Here is a 15962-nt window from a genome sequence, read left to right as displayed (position 1 = left end):
GCAGTCTGTTCAGTACGTTAGGCACTCCGCACTTCACGTTCATTTATCAGGTGTACGATTTCTTCAACACTGTGTGGACGAGAGTAAAAGTAACCTTGGATGTAGTGGCAGCCCATTTCAATTAACTTTTGTAGTGCTCTATCGTCTTCTACGCCTTCGGCAATCAAATCCACATCAAGCAGCTCTGCCAATTGTGCTATCAAAAACACTACTTGTTCAGAGGTTGTATTTGAGAGCATGTTCTGCACAAAGGTAGCATCGATTTTGATGCTATCAATCGGATAATTGTGTATATAGTTCAAGCTTGAGTATCCCGTACCAAAATCATCCAGTGCGACTTTAAAACCCAAGTATCGCAACGAGTTAAGTACCATCTGTTCACGGCCACTTTGTGAGAGTAAGACGGTCTCGGTGAGCTCTATAACAAAGTCTTTTGCTTCGTGCTGATACTTTTCAACCATGTTGGTTAAGTGATTAATATAACGGTTGGAATCAACCAGCTCATACGCTGAGCAATTGATGGAGAGTTTGACTTTATAGCCTAGGTTCGCTTCGAGTTCTTGCTTTGCGATACACGCGAGTTCAATAATCCGTTCACCTAACTCGATAATCAGGCCTGATTGTTCGGCAGCTTCAATGAACTCCGCTGGAGAGATATTTCCATAGATATTGCTATTCCAACGAGTCAAAATTTCAAAGTAATTCCAGCGGTCGCTCGTGATATCGACGATCGGTTGAACCACTACATACAACTCATCGCTGTCTTGTATATCAGTACTTAGTTGGATTCGCATTGCCTCAATAAGCTGCGTCCTACGGTGGTATAACGCACTAAGGTGTGTGTCGTAATGCTGAATCCGTGTATCGCGGTGTTTTTTACAATCTTTGAGAGCGAGACTGGCATTCAAAATCAGCTCATCGCTGTTCAACATATGTACTGGGGCACGTGCAATACCAATACTAACGGTGAAAGAAATCCGGTTAGATTTGTCGCTGTAGCCGCTTTCAATTTTGTCGAGTACTTCCTGACACACGGCGACAGGATCTTCGTCGTACGTGATGAAGGCGAATTCATCTCCTGCAACACGGAACGCATTGTTTGGCGACGACAAGCTCTGTTGAATGGCGTTAGCTGTGAACTTAATGATTTGGTCGCCGATATAGTTTCCGTTGATATCATTGATCGATTTGAAATTATCGATATCAAGATACGCCAAACTGAATGGGCGAGTCGCCTGCTGCGTTAATGTCTCCAAGGTATCAGCTAAACAGCTACGGTTGAGCAGTCCAGTTAGGTTATCATGCGATACCTCATAGCTAAGCTGATTAAGAAGCTTATCTGAACGTTCACTGACCCACTTTTCACGTAAGCTATGAATAATGACATTGGCATAAAATCGGTGGCAGTCGAGGATATCTTGCGCTTCTTTCGCGTGGATGCTTCGGGTAAAGGTAGACAGTAAAATTCCCAGAACTTCGCCATTTTGTGTCTTCAATGGCAGGCCAATGTAAGCTTGGATGCCATCTTCTTGAAACATCTGATCTTCAGGAAAACGCTTGTATACCTGGTCTTGATAGAAAATATGTTCGCCAATGTCTTTTGCCACTTTTTCACAGGGGGTGCCTGAAAGGTGGTAGCTTAGGTTGTCTGTAATTTTTCCATTGCTGGCGAAGGAAATGGTATGAGCCGAATGCTGAAGATGCGCAACTTCTACAACGCAAGTGCAATGGCTCTGCAAGTGTTGATGAATATCTAACGTGACTCGGTTTAGCTGAGCCGTGCCGTTTAGCTTCAATATCTCATCAATTTTGTGGAAACTGATTTGTACCTGACCCATTGAGCATTTCACCTAGCGTTGTTATTAACATATCGTGTAAGACACGACGAATTATTATTTGATATGCATCAAATAAACTATCGGTTACTAAGGCAGATTTTTCAAATTTTGTGAACGAACAAATCATTATTTTCATGTTTTTATGCTTGAACCTTTTAAAGCCATAGCGATAAAAACGCTAAGCTAGGCGCGCTTCTCCTCTTCTAATCGTGATTTGAGATAATCGAGGAACAGCTTAGTTCGGGTATGCTGATAATCCAGCTTTGGATAGTAGGCATATACAGTGGCTTTATCCGCTGTGATATCGGGCAGGATAGGGACTAACGCGCCGGATTTGAGATCATCTTTGATCATGACGTTGTTCGTCATCAAAATACCCATGCCTCTTTTGGCACCATGAAACAGCGCTTCTGGGTTGGTCGTGGCAAAGTTACCGGACAAGCTGATACGTTTGCCTCGATTTGTTTTGATTTCTCGTGAGGGTTTTTCTCCCCAAATCAGGACATTATGCTCTGTCAGATCCTCAACGCATTGTGGGGTGCCGTATTTTTTTAGGTAACTAGGCGCAGCGTAAAACTGGGCTTTATGTTCGAAAAGCGCAGTGGCTTTGAAACTCAGAGAGTTCAGTTGCTCTAATTCCCGGCTAATAAACAGGTCTAAGCTTAGCTCTGGCAATTGGCCTGGTAGCGTTGTTGTTAATTGAAGTGTGATGTCTGGATATTTCTCAAGAAAATCATCGAGATAATGAACTAGAAACTTGGAACCAACGGCCAGCGTTGCCCCAATTTTTAATAGCCCCGCTGGTGATTGGTTGACTGAGCGAGTTTCATCTAATACCGATTGCCATGAATCAAGCTGACTTTTTGCTCGTTGATAAAACAGCGCACCAGCTTCAGTTTGGCTAATTGAGCGGGTCGTACGTTTGAGTAGTTGAACGCCAATTTTATCTTCTAGCCATTGAACTCGCTTACTGATAGCTGAGCTGGTGGTATTGAGTTTCCGCGCTGCTGCATTAAAGCTACCTTCTTCGACCACACGAATATAACTCTTCACGCTTTGAATCCAGTCCATTGTATCTCCTTGGGAATTAATTCCTTTCCAACTTAGCTGATTATCATCTTTGAGTATCAAATATACACTGTTTGCCATCAATCTGTCACAAAGTAGGAGGAACGTTTGCGTAAAACACCATTGTTATTAGCGATGATGATCATTGCCACAGGCCAAGTTGGCGTTAGTATTTATCTTCCTTCTTTGCCGTTGATTGGTCATGACTTGAATTTGCCGCAACATTCGATTCAGAATCTCGTCACGCTATTTCTCGTTGGCTTCGGTATCTCTCAGCTTTTTTACGGCCCATTGTCTGATGCGATTGGTCGTCGGCCGGTGTTTATTCTGGGGCAAAGTGTATATCTAGTTGGTACGGTTATTTGCATCGCGTTTTCGGACAACATTGTTGCCCTTGAAGCGGGACGGTTACTGCAAGGCCTAGGAGCGGGCAGCGCTTCGGTACTTGGTCGGTCAGTACTGCGTGATAGTTATGACGGTATGCAACTAACCAAAGCGCTATCTTATATTTCAGTCACTGCTTCAGTGATGCCAATTATTGCTCCGCTGTTTGGTGGCTGGATTGCTTTTCACCTGAGTTGGCATGCTGTCTTCGTGTTTGTGCTGATTTACTTAATGGCAATTTTTACACTTGGTTTGTTGGTGTTGCCAGAAACGCTGCCTTATCCGAAGAGAAAATTTAAAGTAGGCGAAGTAAGCGCGAACTATTTGCGTCTGTTAACGAATACACAAGTGATTGGTAGTGCGAGCTACAACTGGCTTAGTTATTTATCGGCTCTGGTTACGCTCTCCTTGTATCCATTTTTAATGCAACAAGAGTTAGGATTAACGGCGGCAGATTACGGCTCTTTGATGATCATACCATCAGTTGGTTTGCTGACGGGTAGCTTAGTGCTGAATTTGATCAATGCTCGTTACAAAGCTCAGCAAATCTTGCTGATGAGTTTCGCGATTGTTGCTGTTGCTGGCTTCATGTTGTTGGTTACCCCCTTCAGTGTATTTTCATTGCTGACGGCATTCACGTGTTTAAGTTTTGCTCAAGGCATGTCATTCCCAGTATCGATCAGTTTGCTACTTTCACCACATAAGCAACAGGCAGGCGCGGTTTCTGCGCTATCTGGTTCTATTCAAATGTGTTTAGCAGGTTTGTTTGGTGGGTACTTAGTAGACTCATGGGTTACGAATCAGCAGCAGCTTGGGGTGTTTTATTTGTTTATTGCGTTACTTTCTTGCTTTGTTCTTGTACTAAGCCAATTTCGTAAAGTGCCAGAAGGGACGGTTCAAGCAGAAACTTCCATCTGAATATACTTGCAACCAGAAGGTCGGCTTTCTAAAATGCGCAGCTAAATTAAGTCTGGCCTGTTGTGTATACTGAATGACTTGGTTTGAAAGGAAGAGGGCGAACCTTGATACTTCTCTCAAGCTTGGAATACATTTCTGCCCAATGGCTATCCGATCTCTAATCGTTAGGTGAAAGAATGCAACAAAACGAATTTGAAACACTGGTAAAAGAAATTACTCAGCAAGAAAGCATGCCAAAGGCACTTGAAATCTTGAAGGCGTGTGAGGAAGAAGAAGTTGCACAAGCGGCGCAATCCCTAACGGGTCAGTTTGGCCTTGCAGAAGTTGATGGTGAGAAACGTATTTACCATATTACCACTCAAGAAGACGAGTCCGGAGAAGAGCAAGAATACGTAGAGCACGTCATGAATGAAGGCGATCACTTGATCAAGTTTGCAGCGTGGTTCTTTGAAACATTCTTTGAAATCAAACAGAAAGATACGTACGTCGCGGCGGGTAAAACATACCAACAACCTAAGCGATAGACGCTCATTTCAAAAAATCCACGAAAACCAAACTGAAAGTTAATTACAAAATAAATGTGACTGAAGTCTTGTTTTTATCTATTTGTGGTGTAAAATTACTACATAGTTAAGTCAATACATTCAGGAGAAGGTCATGGGTAACGAACTTGGTGGTGCTTATATTGGCCAGATGATTGCAAAAGACGCGATGCACAAAGCGCTTTACGGTAAAGCGAAGAAGAAAAAAGCTTCTGTTTTTGCTCGTGTTATTAAAAAACTGGCGAAATAATTTAAAAAGCCCTGATTAAAAAATCAGGGCTTTTTGCTTTCTCTGTTTTGTTGTTAGTAAGTAGCCAACATATTGCACAACATTGGCAAAACGCTACTCAAAGACTGATGACATTTAAATCTAGAATTACGCGGATTGGCTTGGTATCTCCACAACATTGTTAGGCACTTTATCTAGCCCCTTTGCTGATAACCACTTTTCTAAATCGTCAGCGCCTCCAATATATTTTCCATCTAACCAGATTTGCGGCACTGTTACCGGTGTTTTTTCGCCAATGATGGCTTTTACTTCAGGAATCATACGGTATAAGGCGGCGCTGTCTTTAACTACATCATGGTACTCATACTGAACGCCAGCCTCGTCAAGTAATTGTTTGGCTTTGACACAGTAAGGGCAAGTTGCTTTACCATAAACAATGTTGCCTTTTAGCTCATCGCGTTTTACCCACTCAGCAATAACAGACTGTACAAGTACACCCCGATTCAATGCTTCTCCTTGGCTGATAACTTTCCCTTCGACAAGAAGAATGGGTGCATGCCAAGCACCAGCTTTTAATGGTTCCCACCAGTGCGATAACCAATCTTTTACTTCAAGTTCAACGGGCACATCGGCTAATTCGTTTTCAAAAGTATCCTTTAAAATATCTTTGGTTAATGTACATTCACCACAAGGAATATTGACTTTGAATGGGCCCCAACTACCAGCCCAGCGATACAGTGTAATTTTGATTGGTTGACTCATATGGGTTCCTCATTTCCTTTCCTGAAAATATAGAACTTTTAAATTAGATTTTTCTTTCAACTAACTTTGTCTTTTTCGCTTCCCAATGCGTAATAAACGCAATAGATGCAATAATAATCGCAGCACCTAACCATAAACGACCAGGTGGCACCCAACCAAACACCAACCAACCAGCAACAACATTCAAAGGCAGTTTGGCGTGATCAAATGGTTGCACAAATGAGGCGTCTGCTACTGCATATGCTTTAACGATAGCCCATTGAGCGAGTGCTGTAAGTGCACCTGCGGCTAAAAGCACACCCCATATCGTCCACGTATCTGGCATAGTAAACGTCGGTATCGCTAACAAGATATTAAATGGTGTTATCAGCAGCAATAAATAGACAACCATGGTTGATGGCGGATCGTTTACCGACATTTTTTTAACCATTAATGAATACGCTGCCCAGAAAAATGCGGCGCCAACAGGGAGCAGGGTCGCCCATGTAAATGAGTCTGCCCAAGGCTCAAGAATGATCATGGCACCAACAAACCCCGTCAATGTAGCGAGCCAGCGTGCAGTACCTACTTTTTCTTTGAGTAACAAGCCAGAACCAACTGTGGCAAATAACGGGGAGGTCATGAGAAGTGCAATACCTTGCCAAATTGGAACTGGGTAAGCGAGAGCCCATAACCAAAGTTGAATCCCGATAACAGAGAGAAAAATGCGGAATGCATGCCAGCCAAAGTGTTGGGTTCTTAAAGAACGTCTAATCCCAAGTGTACGTAGGTAGGGCAGAATAACAAATAAGGCGATTGCATATTGGAATAACGCAAATGTGGTGGAGGAGACACCAAAGTTGATGCTAGCAATTTGGGCGAAGCTGTTCACTATGGCGAATGCCAAGCCAGCTGTTAGCATCCAGGACGCACCTTGAACAGGATGATGATTCAATTGAAAAATTCCAGTTTGATAGAGGTGGCGGGATCATACGTCCTATTGTTTTTCGCGCCAATAAAAAAATGCCTCCCAGAGGGAGGCGACATTACCAATTCAAAGGACGTGCCTGTTATAACAGGTACAAAGAACGAGAAGCACAAACGCTGCCATGCATTTGCATAAATAACATTGCAGAACACGTGCCAACTTTTATGTATTTGATTTTAAATGGTTTTTTGGTTTTTCTATGTTGTCGATTAGATGAAATGCACTAACTTAGTGATCAATCGCATTAAAAGAGGGCAGAAGTAGGCGTCGTTACGGTCGTTTTTCATTGCTGAGCGATGCTTCGATAGTGTGAAAACTTATCGAGTTGTGTTGGGTTACATAAAAAATGGCCAGCAAAGGTGCTGGCCAAGTGGACTCGCTCTTAGGACAAGAGTGAATTAGAAATCGTAACGTACGCCTAGGCGCAGTGTATCTTCGCCTTCTGTTACTAGACCTGTTGTTGCATCTTTTGCTTCATCAAGTTGGTTGATGTAGTAAGACAGGTAAGTACGGAAGTTGCTGTTTAGTTTGTAGTAACCAACAAGCTCGATACCTTCAACGGTGTCGTACTTTGAACCGTTGTCTGGATCATTCTCTTGAGCTGTGTATAGAGCTGCAAGCGTCACTTTGCTTGCTACTTTGTAGCTTGCGACTAGCTCGTAAGCCGTAAAGTCTTCAGAGTCAGTCAGGGAACCTTGAGAATAAGTACCTGCTAGGTAAAGGTTGTCCATCGAGTAAGCGATACCACCTAGAATTTGATCTTCAGAGTTATCTTTATCTACATCGCCACCAGAGTATGCAAGACCAAAGTCGAGGCCCATTGGTAGTGAGTACATTCCAGAGATGCCGTATTTATCTTCGTTATCGCTAGAGTTTGCTTGGTAGGTTGCTTGAAGTTGTAGTGCATCAAACGCCCCACGGTATGCGAAAACGCTGTCTTGCTTATCAGACGACGAATCAATAACTTGCTGAACACCAGAGAACTCTGTGATATCCGTCATGTCAGAGATGATAACTGCAGCCATGTCTTGACGACCTACAGAGAAAGCACCGATATCAGAGTCGACGCCTGCATACATGTAGCGGTTTTTGAATTCACTCTTGCCCGTTTTTTGTTCGGCTTCGTAAACACCGAAAGCAGAAAGGCCGTTGCCGATGTTTGTTTTACCTTTTAGGTTAAGACGAGCACGGCTTTTATCTTCCATGGAACCTTCAACTTCAGCACCGTCTGAACCGATGAAGTCACCACGAAACTCAACGCGGCCGCCAACTTTTAATTCAGTACCGTCGTTTTTGTATACAGTTGCTGCGAATGATGGTGCTGATACCAATGCTGTAAGAATTGCAGTAGTTAGTGCTGCCTTTTTCATTTTCTTATTACCCTAGTTGTAATCGATGGGCTTTCTTGCCCGATGTGTTGATGACGCTAAGGTAAAGGCTGAAAATGAAAGATAGATTTCTGTTAAGTTATGATTTGATTGCACTTTTATTGCTGGCGAGAATAAGTGCCCCTTCTCATACCACTTATAAAAAGAAAGGTTTATCTTTTTTGAGGTTTTTTCCTCTCCGTTAAAGACTGTGTTTTTTTCAAAAAGTTCCTGAATTGCTTCTTGACTCTAAATGTAAGTAAACATTTCAATTTGGCAGGGAAGTTTGGCCTAAAAATAGCGAATCATCAGCTATTTGTGAGCTAACTCTCTCTAAAGCATTTCTTATTGTAAGGTTTCTATTTCTCGATTTCTTGAAGACTAAGTAAACGATTGCTTTTTAGGTTTTGTCTGAGATCTTTTCACTCGGTTGTCAGGAACTAATCAAATAAAGTGTCGGCAGTTGTTACACAAAGGTAAAACTAATCTGGTGGAAACGATGCCTCGGATAGCCTTTGTATTCCTCTCTTTGTTCATCATTTCGTTTTTACGAAAGTGAACCAAAGCCGGGTCTAAAACTGACTAACCAACTAATAAGTAATGGATTTAGAAATGAATAAAAAATTATTAGCAGCGGCAATCGCGGCAGCAACCTTCGGTACTCAAGCAGTTGCAGTGGAACTATATAATAACGATGGCACAACATTTTCGATGGGCGGCCACGTTTCTGTTAATTTAAATGGATCAGAGCAAGGTGACACGGATGTGGGTACTAACTCTCCTCGTATCAATATCTCTGCGACACAGGATTTGGGTAATGGCTTCACCGCAGACGCACGTGGTGAATGGGCGCTAAACTACTTAGACGGTGGTGAAGAGTCGTTTAAAACTCGTCTAGGTTACTTAGGTATAACACATGAGGTTTATGGTCGTGCAGTAGGTGGTACGCAATGGTCACCTTACTACGATGTCGCAGGTATTGCAGATATGCCAATCGCGTTTGCAAACGACTTCATCTATGACGATCATGGAAACCTTGGCACTGGCCGTGCGGATAAAATGCTTTCTTACCGTAATGCCATCGAGCTGGGTGAAGCGGGTGTGATCAACTTTGGTCTTGGTTGGCAGGGTGCAAACGATGATTACACGCGCAACGATGCAGGAGTTATAACTGGCGGTGCTAAATACGATGACCGTGTGCAAGCTGCGCTTTCTTACTCAATCATGGGCGCTAAAATCGGTTATTCATACAATGGCGGTGATTTCCAGCACCCTGCATATGCAGGTAAGCACACGGCGGAATCACACGTTGTATCAGCATCTTACGGTGCGTACGGCCAAGGCCTATTCCTTGCTGCGGTTTATGGTTCAAACGAAAACATGAACTTCAGTGCAAAAGGCGACCGTTTAGAAGAAAGTGATGCGTACGAAGCGATCATCGCATACGCTCTAGCAAACAGCCTAAACTTGAGTGTTAACTATGAGATGGTGGAAGGTAAAGAGTTTAAGAGCTCTAAAACAGAAACTGCTCGTGAAGAAATGGCACTACAAGCAGAATACAACTTCACGCCTAAATTTGTTGGTTACGCGGGTTACCAATTTGACCTAAATGACGACAATGGTCGTGAAACTGATGACAAATGGGCGTTAGGTGCTCGTTACTACCTATAATAGGGTTTAGCGAGAACTATTATTCAAGCTCATTGATCTAAAGCCAGCCTCGTGCTGGCTTTTTTGTCTATTTGTTTTACAAATACTTTGCTGTTTCAATTAGATGATACAAAACTCAAAACGGGGTGAATGTCTTATTTTTTACACTAGAGGTTGCTATTTAGTGTCGTTAAGTCAATAGGTTAGATTATGATGGGATTTTTGTTTTGCAGGGAAGAATGATGAGTGTTATTCAAGTTGAAGAAAAGAAAGTAGAAGTGGGTAAAGTGCTTTGTGTTGGACGAAATTACGTTGAACATATTCATGAGCTTAATAATGCAATGCCTGAGCAAATGGTGGTATTTAATAAACCCGCAACTTCCGTATCAACAACTCTGCGTTCATTCCATCAAGAGCCCCTTCATTATGAGGCTGAAATCTGCTTTTTGATCAAGGATGGACGTTATTCAGCGGTTGGTTTGGGATTGGATCTGACCAAGCGTGGTTTGCAATCCTCGCTTAAAAATCAGGGGTTGCCGTGGGAGCGTGCTAAGGCATTTGATGGCTCTGCTGTGTTTAGTCGGTTTGTCTCTTTGGATAACATTGATATCAATGATCTTAACCTTGAGCTCTTAATTAACTGTGTTCGTGTACAAAAAGGTCACGTTAACCAAATGCTCTACCCGCCGCTAACTATCCTGGATGAATTAACCAGTTACACAACACTTCAAGATGGCGATGTAGTGATGACCGGTACACCAAAGGGCGTTGGTGAGGTACATGAAGGTGACATCTTCCTTGGTCGATTAAAGTGTGGCGATGTCACCTTGTTGGAGATTGAGTGGTTGGCGGATTAAAGCCAAATTCGTAGAACGAGAAATACCACCATACTGATAACCGTCGTTAAAAGAACATTTTTAGTAAAATACGCGATTAAAGCAGCTAGTACGGCAGCCAGTAAAAATGGGTTTTGCACATTGACGCTGAGCTCCCCATCTGGAATGAAAACGATAGGTGCCCAGATCGCAGTCAGTACTGCTGGGCTAGCGTAATTGAGTACTTTTTGAGTGCGCGTCCCTAATCGCAATGGTAGCTTGGGTTCTAAAAACAAGTAGCGGCTGGTGAAAACAAGTACCGTCATCAGTAAAATAGCCAACATGATCATTAGCGTTTCTCCTTTACTTGTTCCACAAAGTAACCAGTAAGCATGGCTAAAATGCTTGAAATCATCAAACTTCCCTCAATTTGATAATAGGTTAGGGCAACTGAGCTCACCAAAGCCACAATAACACTCGCGAGCACCGCTGCATTTTTAATGGTGGGTACTACTATCGCGATAAAAGTTGCGGCCACAGCAAATTCCAAACCCATTTCGTTCAGTTCAGGGATTAGACTTCCCGCAATAATGCCCGTCAATGTCGCGACATTCCAAAACAGGTAAAAACTCAGACCAGCCCCAAGTGCATACCAGCGATTAAATTGTTTATCGGAATGGTGGCCTACAATCGCAAACAGCTCGTCAGTAAGTAAGAAGCCGAGTGATAATCGCCATTTTAGAGGGAGCGGTGCAATTTTACTGCGCATCGATACACTGTAGAGGAAGTGTCGAGAGGTGATAAAAAACGTTGTCAGTAACATGGTCACTAGACCTGCTCCCGTTTTAATCATTCCCATCGCGACGAGCTGTGCAGAACCTGCGAACAAAATGGCGGATAGTGCTTGCCCTTCCAAAGGGTGAAGCCCAGTATCAATTGCGAATGAGCCTGCGAGTAAGCCCCAAGGGAGCACTGCGATACTCAAAGGCATCATCGCAAGTGTACCTTGCCAAAATAGCGTGGCTTTTGATTCTTTTTGTAACGGCAAAGTGTGGTCCATAGTTTCTTCTTATTTATTCCTAAATCAGATTACCAAGATAGCTCGGTAGTCGCATAACGCCTTGTACAATATTGCTGCTTTAGCTGTGACGGACGTATTGGCCGGGAGTGACGCCCATGGCTTTTTTAAAGTGTCGATGCAGATGGCTCTGATCATGGAAGCCACATTCTTGTGCCACGTCTGAAATTTTTTGTCCCATTTTTAGTAGCTTCTTCGCCATACGTAAACGTTGCTGAATTTGATAGGCATGAGGCGGAAAGCCAAATTGCTTTTGAAACTCTCTCAGCAGATGAAAAGGGCTTAATCCAGACAGTTTCGCGAGTTCTTCTAGTGAGACGTCCGTTTGTGGAAAGTCTTCCAAAAATTCTCTGACGAGCTGCACTTGTCGCTGAGCTCTGGTTGACTCTTTCAGTGGTGCCCGATGAGTGCTGTGTTTACTGGCTAGCTTGATCAACGTGCCGTAAACCAAAGTTTCTCTCAATAAACGGTTGTCTGATTTTTCTAGTGTTTCAAATACCAGTCGTAACTGACTAGCCAGCTCAGGATCGTAAACCACAGGTTGAGGGAAATAGGGTAGAGCTACATTTGGTGAGCCAAGCTCTTGTCCTAAAGTTTGAAACTGCTGAGGTACGGGGTACATTGCTTTGTATTCCCAGCCGCCTTCCGAGGCTGAATGCCCGTTGTGTACTTCATCTGCATTAACAAGGATGATGCTGTCCTGTGGCGCGATATGATTCCCGCCCGTCCTAAAAAATTGTTGTGCCCCTTTTTCGATGACACCAATAGTGTAACCTTCGTGGCTATGGCGTGAAAAATTCTGCTTCTCATACTTTGCATCGAGAAGTTCTAAACCGCCGAGCTCTTGAGCTATCTTGAAGGTAGCGATTTCCTTATTCTTTTCTTTCATCTTTATCCGGTCTGCTCAAGAAAATCATTTTAGAAGTGTAACGGATCCATCGTGCTTATTTTTGTACAAAATTGCTATTCGATTTTGATAAACAGGCGAATTGATTGCTATTTCTCATATGGGCAAACTATGATTTTTATTTTTTGAGTTATCTTGGCTATTTTGGGCTGGATGATGTCATTTTGTTGGTATAACATTCGCCGCCTTGTTGTAGAAAAGCGGTTCCATCATGATTGATTTATCTGTACTTCCTGTTTATCTCACCGCAGTAGTGGCTTTGTTGCTGTTACCAGGGCCCGATATGTTGCTGATAGCGAGCTCAAGTATGAGTTACGGTAAGAAGGTCGGTCTTTTTGCTAGCTTAGGCAATGCGACGTCTGGTGTTATTCTTACTTTGCTTGCTGCGATGGGCGTATCTACCCTGATTGCCATGAGCCCAATAGCCCTTAAAGTCCTTCATCTACTAGGTGGCGCTTACTTGTTAAAAATGGGTTGGGACTGCTTACGAGCTGAGGCATCTTCGGCTCCAGAGCTTGATGGTCAAAACAAAATGGCATCAACTTATTATCAACGTGCTTTGATGAGTAATTTGCTCAACCCTAAAGCCTTAGTCTTTTTTGTGATGTTTTTGCCGCAGTTTGTCTCAAGCAATATCACGGCATCTTCTGGTGAGCAGATGCTAGCGCTAGGGTTATTGTTGAACGTTCTTGGCTTGTCATTCAATTTATTACTTGTTGGGTTAGCAGGCACATTGGGCAAAGGGCTGCTCGAGAACGAAAAATTCCGCACGTATCAACATAAACTAATGGGGTTAGTGTTTGTTATTCTGGCGTTGTGGATGCTGAGTAGTTTCGCCTTGTAAAGTTATCATATTCCATCAGAAAGCCAGCAATTGCTGGCTTTTTGTTTTAGGATATTGGTGTTTCCTAAGGAGAGGGTATATGAAGCTTGAATTTTGTTTAAATCCAGATCAAACAGACCTTGATTTTGTTCGTGAAGGTATTCGATCTTATAACCGACTGCATTTACCTGAAGGGGAAGTGCATGCTGTAGGCTGTTTCGCAAAAGATGAGAATGGCAAGATCATGGGTGGCTTGACTGGCGAAATGTTTAAAAATACGGTATTTGTTGAGTTTTTGTGGGTAGACGCTGAAAGTCGAACCTCTGGTCTCGGTAGCCAATTAATGTCGATGCTAGAACAAAAAGTAAAGCCTCATGGGGTTACCCATGTTTATTTGGATACCTACAGCTTTCAAGCTCTTGAGTTCTATCTCAAATTGGGTTTTGAGAAAGTGGGGCAGTACTCAGGCTATCCTGCAGAGGGGATCCACAAGTACTTTCTACAAAAGGAAATTGTAGGCTAGGGAAAGCACGGGTTAGCTTGACTTGTTCTCGTTAAAATCAAAAAAAGAGGCGCGAATTTGCGCCTCTTGTTGTATCAAATATCTATGTTTCTCTTTGACTTACAAACTTTGCTGGTGCGCGTCGATAAGTTCGTTCATCTTCGCTTCTGCTGCTTGCTGTGCTTGTTCATAGCTCATATCCGCAGGGAAGAGGTTGATGACTTCGTAGTAACATTTTAGTTTTGGCTCAGTACCAGAAGGACGAACAATCACGCGTGATTGATCTTCTAGGTGATAAATCAATACGTCACTTGCCGGTAAGTCAATGGATTCTTCAGAGCCGTCGTCAAACATGCGAACCGATGTTTTTAGATCTTCGGTTACTGCAACTTTTTTACCAGCAATCTCTGTTGGTGGATTTGCTCGGAGTTTGTCGCCGATTGGTGGAGAGTTCGGGTCGAGAGCAATGCTGCGTTGCGCGTTGAAGTAGAAACCGTGCTCGCGGTACAGCTCTTCCAGTTTATCCCACAGTGTTTTACCTTGCGCTTTAAGCTTGCCTGTTAGCTGTGAAAACGCGACGATTGCAGATAAACCATCTTTATCCCACACCTTGTTACCCACGGTATAACCGAGCGCTTCCTCATAAGCAAACAAGAATGGGTTGGTTTCTGTCTCTTGTTCCATGGCAACGTTAGTAAGCCATTTAAAGCCAGTTAATGTTTGATAGTATTGTGCGCCATGCGCCTTAGCGATGCTGCTCAGCATTCTTGAGGATACGATGGTGTTGCCAACCAAAGCGTTAGGTTGCTGTTCCAACAAGTAATCGCCAAACAGTGAGCCCACCTGATCACCCGTTAGCATTTGATACTCGCCATCTGGGCGTTTAACTGCCACGGCAAAACGGTCCGCATCTGGGTCGTTCGCGCAAGCGATATCGGCATCTACGGACTTACCTAATGCCATCACCATATCCATTGCACCGGCTTCTTCAGGGTTTGGGAAGTTGACGGTTGGGAAGCTTCCATCAGGTTCGCGTTGTTCCTTAACACTTGCCACTTTTTGGAAGCCTGCGTCGGCAAGTAGCGTTTCCGCCATATTCGCGCCAACGCCATGCATTGCGGTGTAAGCAATAGATATATCGGTATTGTTGTCAGGAGTAAGCAGCGCGTTTTCATTCATTGTCTTACGGTAAGTTTGGTAGTAGTCGTCTTCCAACCAAACTAACAAACCGTGCTGTTTTGCATCATCGAGAGACATTAAAGGTAATGGCTTCGTTGTTGCGTCATCAATTTTCGCTGCGATTCCAGAGTCGTGTGGAGGAATAATCTGTGCGCCATTTTCCCAATATACTTTGAAGCCATTGTATTCTGGTGGATTGTGGCTGGCAGTAACAACAACAGCGGCCGCAGCATTCAATGTACGGACACCAAACGCAACAATTGGGGTTGCTGCAACGTCATACGTTAGGTAAACCTTGATACCAAGGGCCGTCAGTACGGATGCGGTATCATGCGCGAATTGTTTTGAATCGGGACGACCGTCGTAGCCAATAACGACACCACGACTCGCGGCATCTTTGACTTGCTCAAGCAAATAGTTCCCTAAACCAGTGGCGGTCTCTTGAATCACCAAGCGGTTCATTCGGTTTGGACCTGCGCCCACTTTGCCACGTAAGCCTGCAGTACCAAAGGCAAGGCGTGAGCCAAAGCGATCAGTAAGCTCTTGTTCATTGTTCGTATCGACGAGGTGTTGTAGCTCTTCACGAGTCTTAGGGTCAGGGTCTCGTTCTAGCCATTGCGTAATTAGTGCTGTCATATCAGTCATTCCTTAGTAGGGGGAGCCTACTTTCTTGGACACTTCGTTTGGTAAGTATCTCAATGTTTTCTTTTAAATCAATGTAAATGGTTCTCAATTACATTTCAAAGAGGGCAATCGATAAACCGAATTAATTTTTCTTATCCGAACAAAATTTAATCATATTTAATTTCTTGAAGAACCTTGGAACTATAACTAGCCTTTTAACATAAATATAACAAACCGTGTCGAAATCGTAGTTTTTGTGATTTTTCGTAAAGTTGTTCGATATTTGCATCGGGACGCAAGGAAGCTCGC

At 43.3% G+C, this 15962-nt stretch carries 16 protein-coding genes; 7 read left to right on the top strand and 9 right to left on the bottom strand.

Features of this window, described 5'->3' with window-relative positions; translation table 11 throughout:
* Nucleotides 1–17 precede the first annotated feature (17 nt).
* Both R7Q48_RS03655 and R7Q48_RS03650 read right to left on the bottom strand, forming a co-directional pair.
* On the bottom strand, nt 18–1838 hold the full coding sequence (locus R7Q48_RS03655; RefSeq protein ID WP_086047285.1) for a putative bifunctional diguanylate cyclase/phosphodiesterase: 1821 nt from the start codon (nt 1836–1838) through the stop codon (nt 18–20).
* Nucleotides 1839–2021: 183 nt separating this feature from the next.
* On the bottom strand, nt 2022–2909 hold the full coding sequence (locus R7Q48_RS03650) for a LysR family transcriptional regulator (RefSeq protein ID WP_017635852.1): 888 nt from the start codon (nt 2907–2909) through the stop codon (nt 2022–2024).
* A 105-nt stretch (nt 2910–3014) separates the two neighbouring features.
* On the opposite strand from R7Q48_RS03650, the gene R7Q48_RS03645 reads away from it, so the two are divergent.
* From R7Q48_RS03645 to R7Q48_RS03635, 3 genes are all read left to right on the top strand, one after another.
* Nucleotides 3015–4208 carry a multidrug effflux MFS transporter gene (locus R7Q48_RS03645; RefSeq protein ID WP_017821607.1) on the top strand — a complete coding sequence of 398 codons (1194 nt, stop codon included), beginning with the start codon at nt 3015–3017 and terminating at the stop codon, nt 4206–4208.
* Nucleotides 4209–4384: 176 nt separating this feature from the next.
* Nucleotides 4385–4732: a hypothetical protein gene (locus tag R7Q48_RS03640; protein ID WP_005375501.1), complete on the top strand. Its 348-nt coding sequence runs from the start codon at nt 4385–4387 to the stop codon at nt 4730–4732.
* A 133-nt stretch (nt 4733–4865) separates the two neighbouring features.
* Complete coding sequence (locus R7Q48_RS03635; protein ID WP_017635854.1) at nt 4866–5000, top strand: hypothetical protein; 135 nt, start codon at nt 4866–4868, stop codon at nt 4998–5000.
* A gap of 126 nt (nt 5001–5126) precedes the next feature.
* On the opposite strand, the gene R7Q48_RS03630 is transcribed toward R7Q48_RS03635, so the two are convergent.
* The 3 genes from R7Q48_RS03630 to R7Q48_RS03620 all read right to left on the bottom strand — a co-directional run bounded on the left by R7Q48_RS03630 (nt 5127) and on the right by R7Q48_RS03620 (nt 8078).
* Complete coding sequence (locus R7Q48_RS03630; protein ID WP_005385185.1) at nt 5127–5741, bottom strand: glutaredoxin domain-containing protein; 615 nt, start codon at nt 5739–5741, stop codon at nt 5127–5129.
* A gap of 43 nt (nt 5742–5784) precedes the next feature.
* On the bottom strand, nt 5785–6642 hold the full coding sequence (locus R7Q48_RS03625; protein WP_005375542.1) for a DMT family transporter: 858 nt from the start codon (nt 6640–6642) through the stop codon (nt 5785–5787).
* Between the two features lie 464 nt (nt 6643–7106).
* A complete protein-coding gene (locus R7Q48_RS03620; RefSeq protein WP_213867820.1) occupies nt 7107–8078 on the bottom strand; it encodes a porin in 972 nt (323 codons plus the stop codon).
* 609 nt (nt 8079–8687) lie between these two features.
* On the opposite strand from R7Q48_RS03620, the gene R7Q48_RS03615 reads away from it, so the two are divergent.
* Complete coding sequence (locus tag R7Q48_RS03615) at nt 8688–9746, top strand: porin (protein WP_042521502.1); 1059 nt, start codon at nt 8688–8690, stop codon at nt 9744–9746.
* A gap of 221 nt (nt 9747–9967) precedes the next feature.
* Nucleotides 9968–10582: a fumarylacetoacetate hydrolase family protein gene (locus tag R7Q48_RS03610; protein ID WP_017635857.1), complete on the top strand. Its 615-nt coding sequence runs from the start codon at nt 9968–9970 to the stop codon at nt 10580–10582.
* On the opposite strand, the gene R7Q48_RS03605 is transcribed toward R7Q48_RS03610, so the two are convergent.
* The 3 genes from R7Q48_RS03605 to R7Q48_RS03595 all read right to left on the bottom strand — a co-directional run bounded on the left by R7Q48_RS03605 (nt 10579) and on the right by R7Q48_RS03595 (nt 12507).
* Complete coding sequence (locus R7Q48_RS03605) at nt 10579–10890, bottom strand: AzlD domain-containing protein (RefSeq protein WP_005385193.1); 312 nt, start codon at nt 10888–10890, stop codon at nt 10579–10581. The genes R7Q48_RS03610 and R7Q48_RS03605 overlap by 4 nt on opposite strands.
* On the bottom strand, nt 10890–11600 hold the full coding sequence (locus R7Q48_RS03600) for an AzlC family ABC transporter permease (RefSeq protein WP_005375526.1): 711 nt from the start codon (nt 11598–11600) through the stop codon (nt 10890–10892). The genes R7Q48_RS03605 and R7Q48_RS03600 overlap by 1 nt, the downstream gene beginning before the upstream one ends.
* Nucleotides 11601–11679: 79 nt before the next feature.
* Entirely contained in the window at nt 11680–12507 is an 828-nt protein-coding gene (locus tag R7Q48_RS03595) for an AraC family transcriptional regulator (protein ID WP_005385198.1), read from the bottom strand.
* 229 nt (nt 12508–12736) lie between these two features.
* Here R7Q48_RS03595 and R7Q48_RS03590 point away from each other — a divergent pair, with 229 nt between their 5' ends.
* Nucleotides 12737–13369, top strand: coding sequence for a LysE family translocator (locus R7Q48_RS03590; RefSeq protein ID WP_005375522.1), 633 nt, complete (start codon nt 12737–12739; stop codon nt 13367–13369).
* 79 nt (nt 13370–13448) lie between these two features.
* Nucleotides 13449–13871 (top strand): GNAT family N-acetyltransferase, encoded by a 423-nt coding sequence (locus tag R7Q48_RS03585; protein ID WP_005375519.1) that lies wholly within the window; start codon nt 13449–13451, stop codon nt 13869–13871.
* Nucleotides 13872–13970: 99 nt separating this feature from the next.
* Here the strand turns inward: R7Q48_RS03585 and R7Q48_RS03580 are convergent, their stop codons facing one another.
* Nucleotides 13971–15665 carry a phospho-sugar mutase gene (locus R7Q48_RS03580; RefSeq protein ID WP_025768465.1) on the bottom strand — a complete coding sequence of 565 codons (1695 nt, stop codon included), beginning with the start codon at nt 15663–15665 and terminating at the stop codon, nt 13971–13973.
* Nucleotides 15666–15962 lie beyond the last annotated feature (297 nt).

It is taken from the genome of Vibrio sp. 378 (assembly GCF_033339435.1).
Note: the sequence above shows the minus strand (reverse complement) of the source record. Positions and strands in the feature narration are given on the sequence as shown.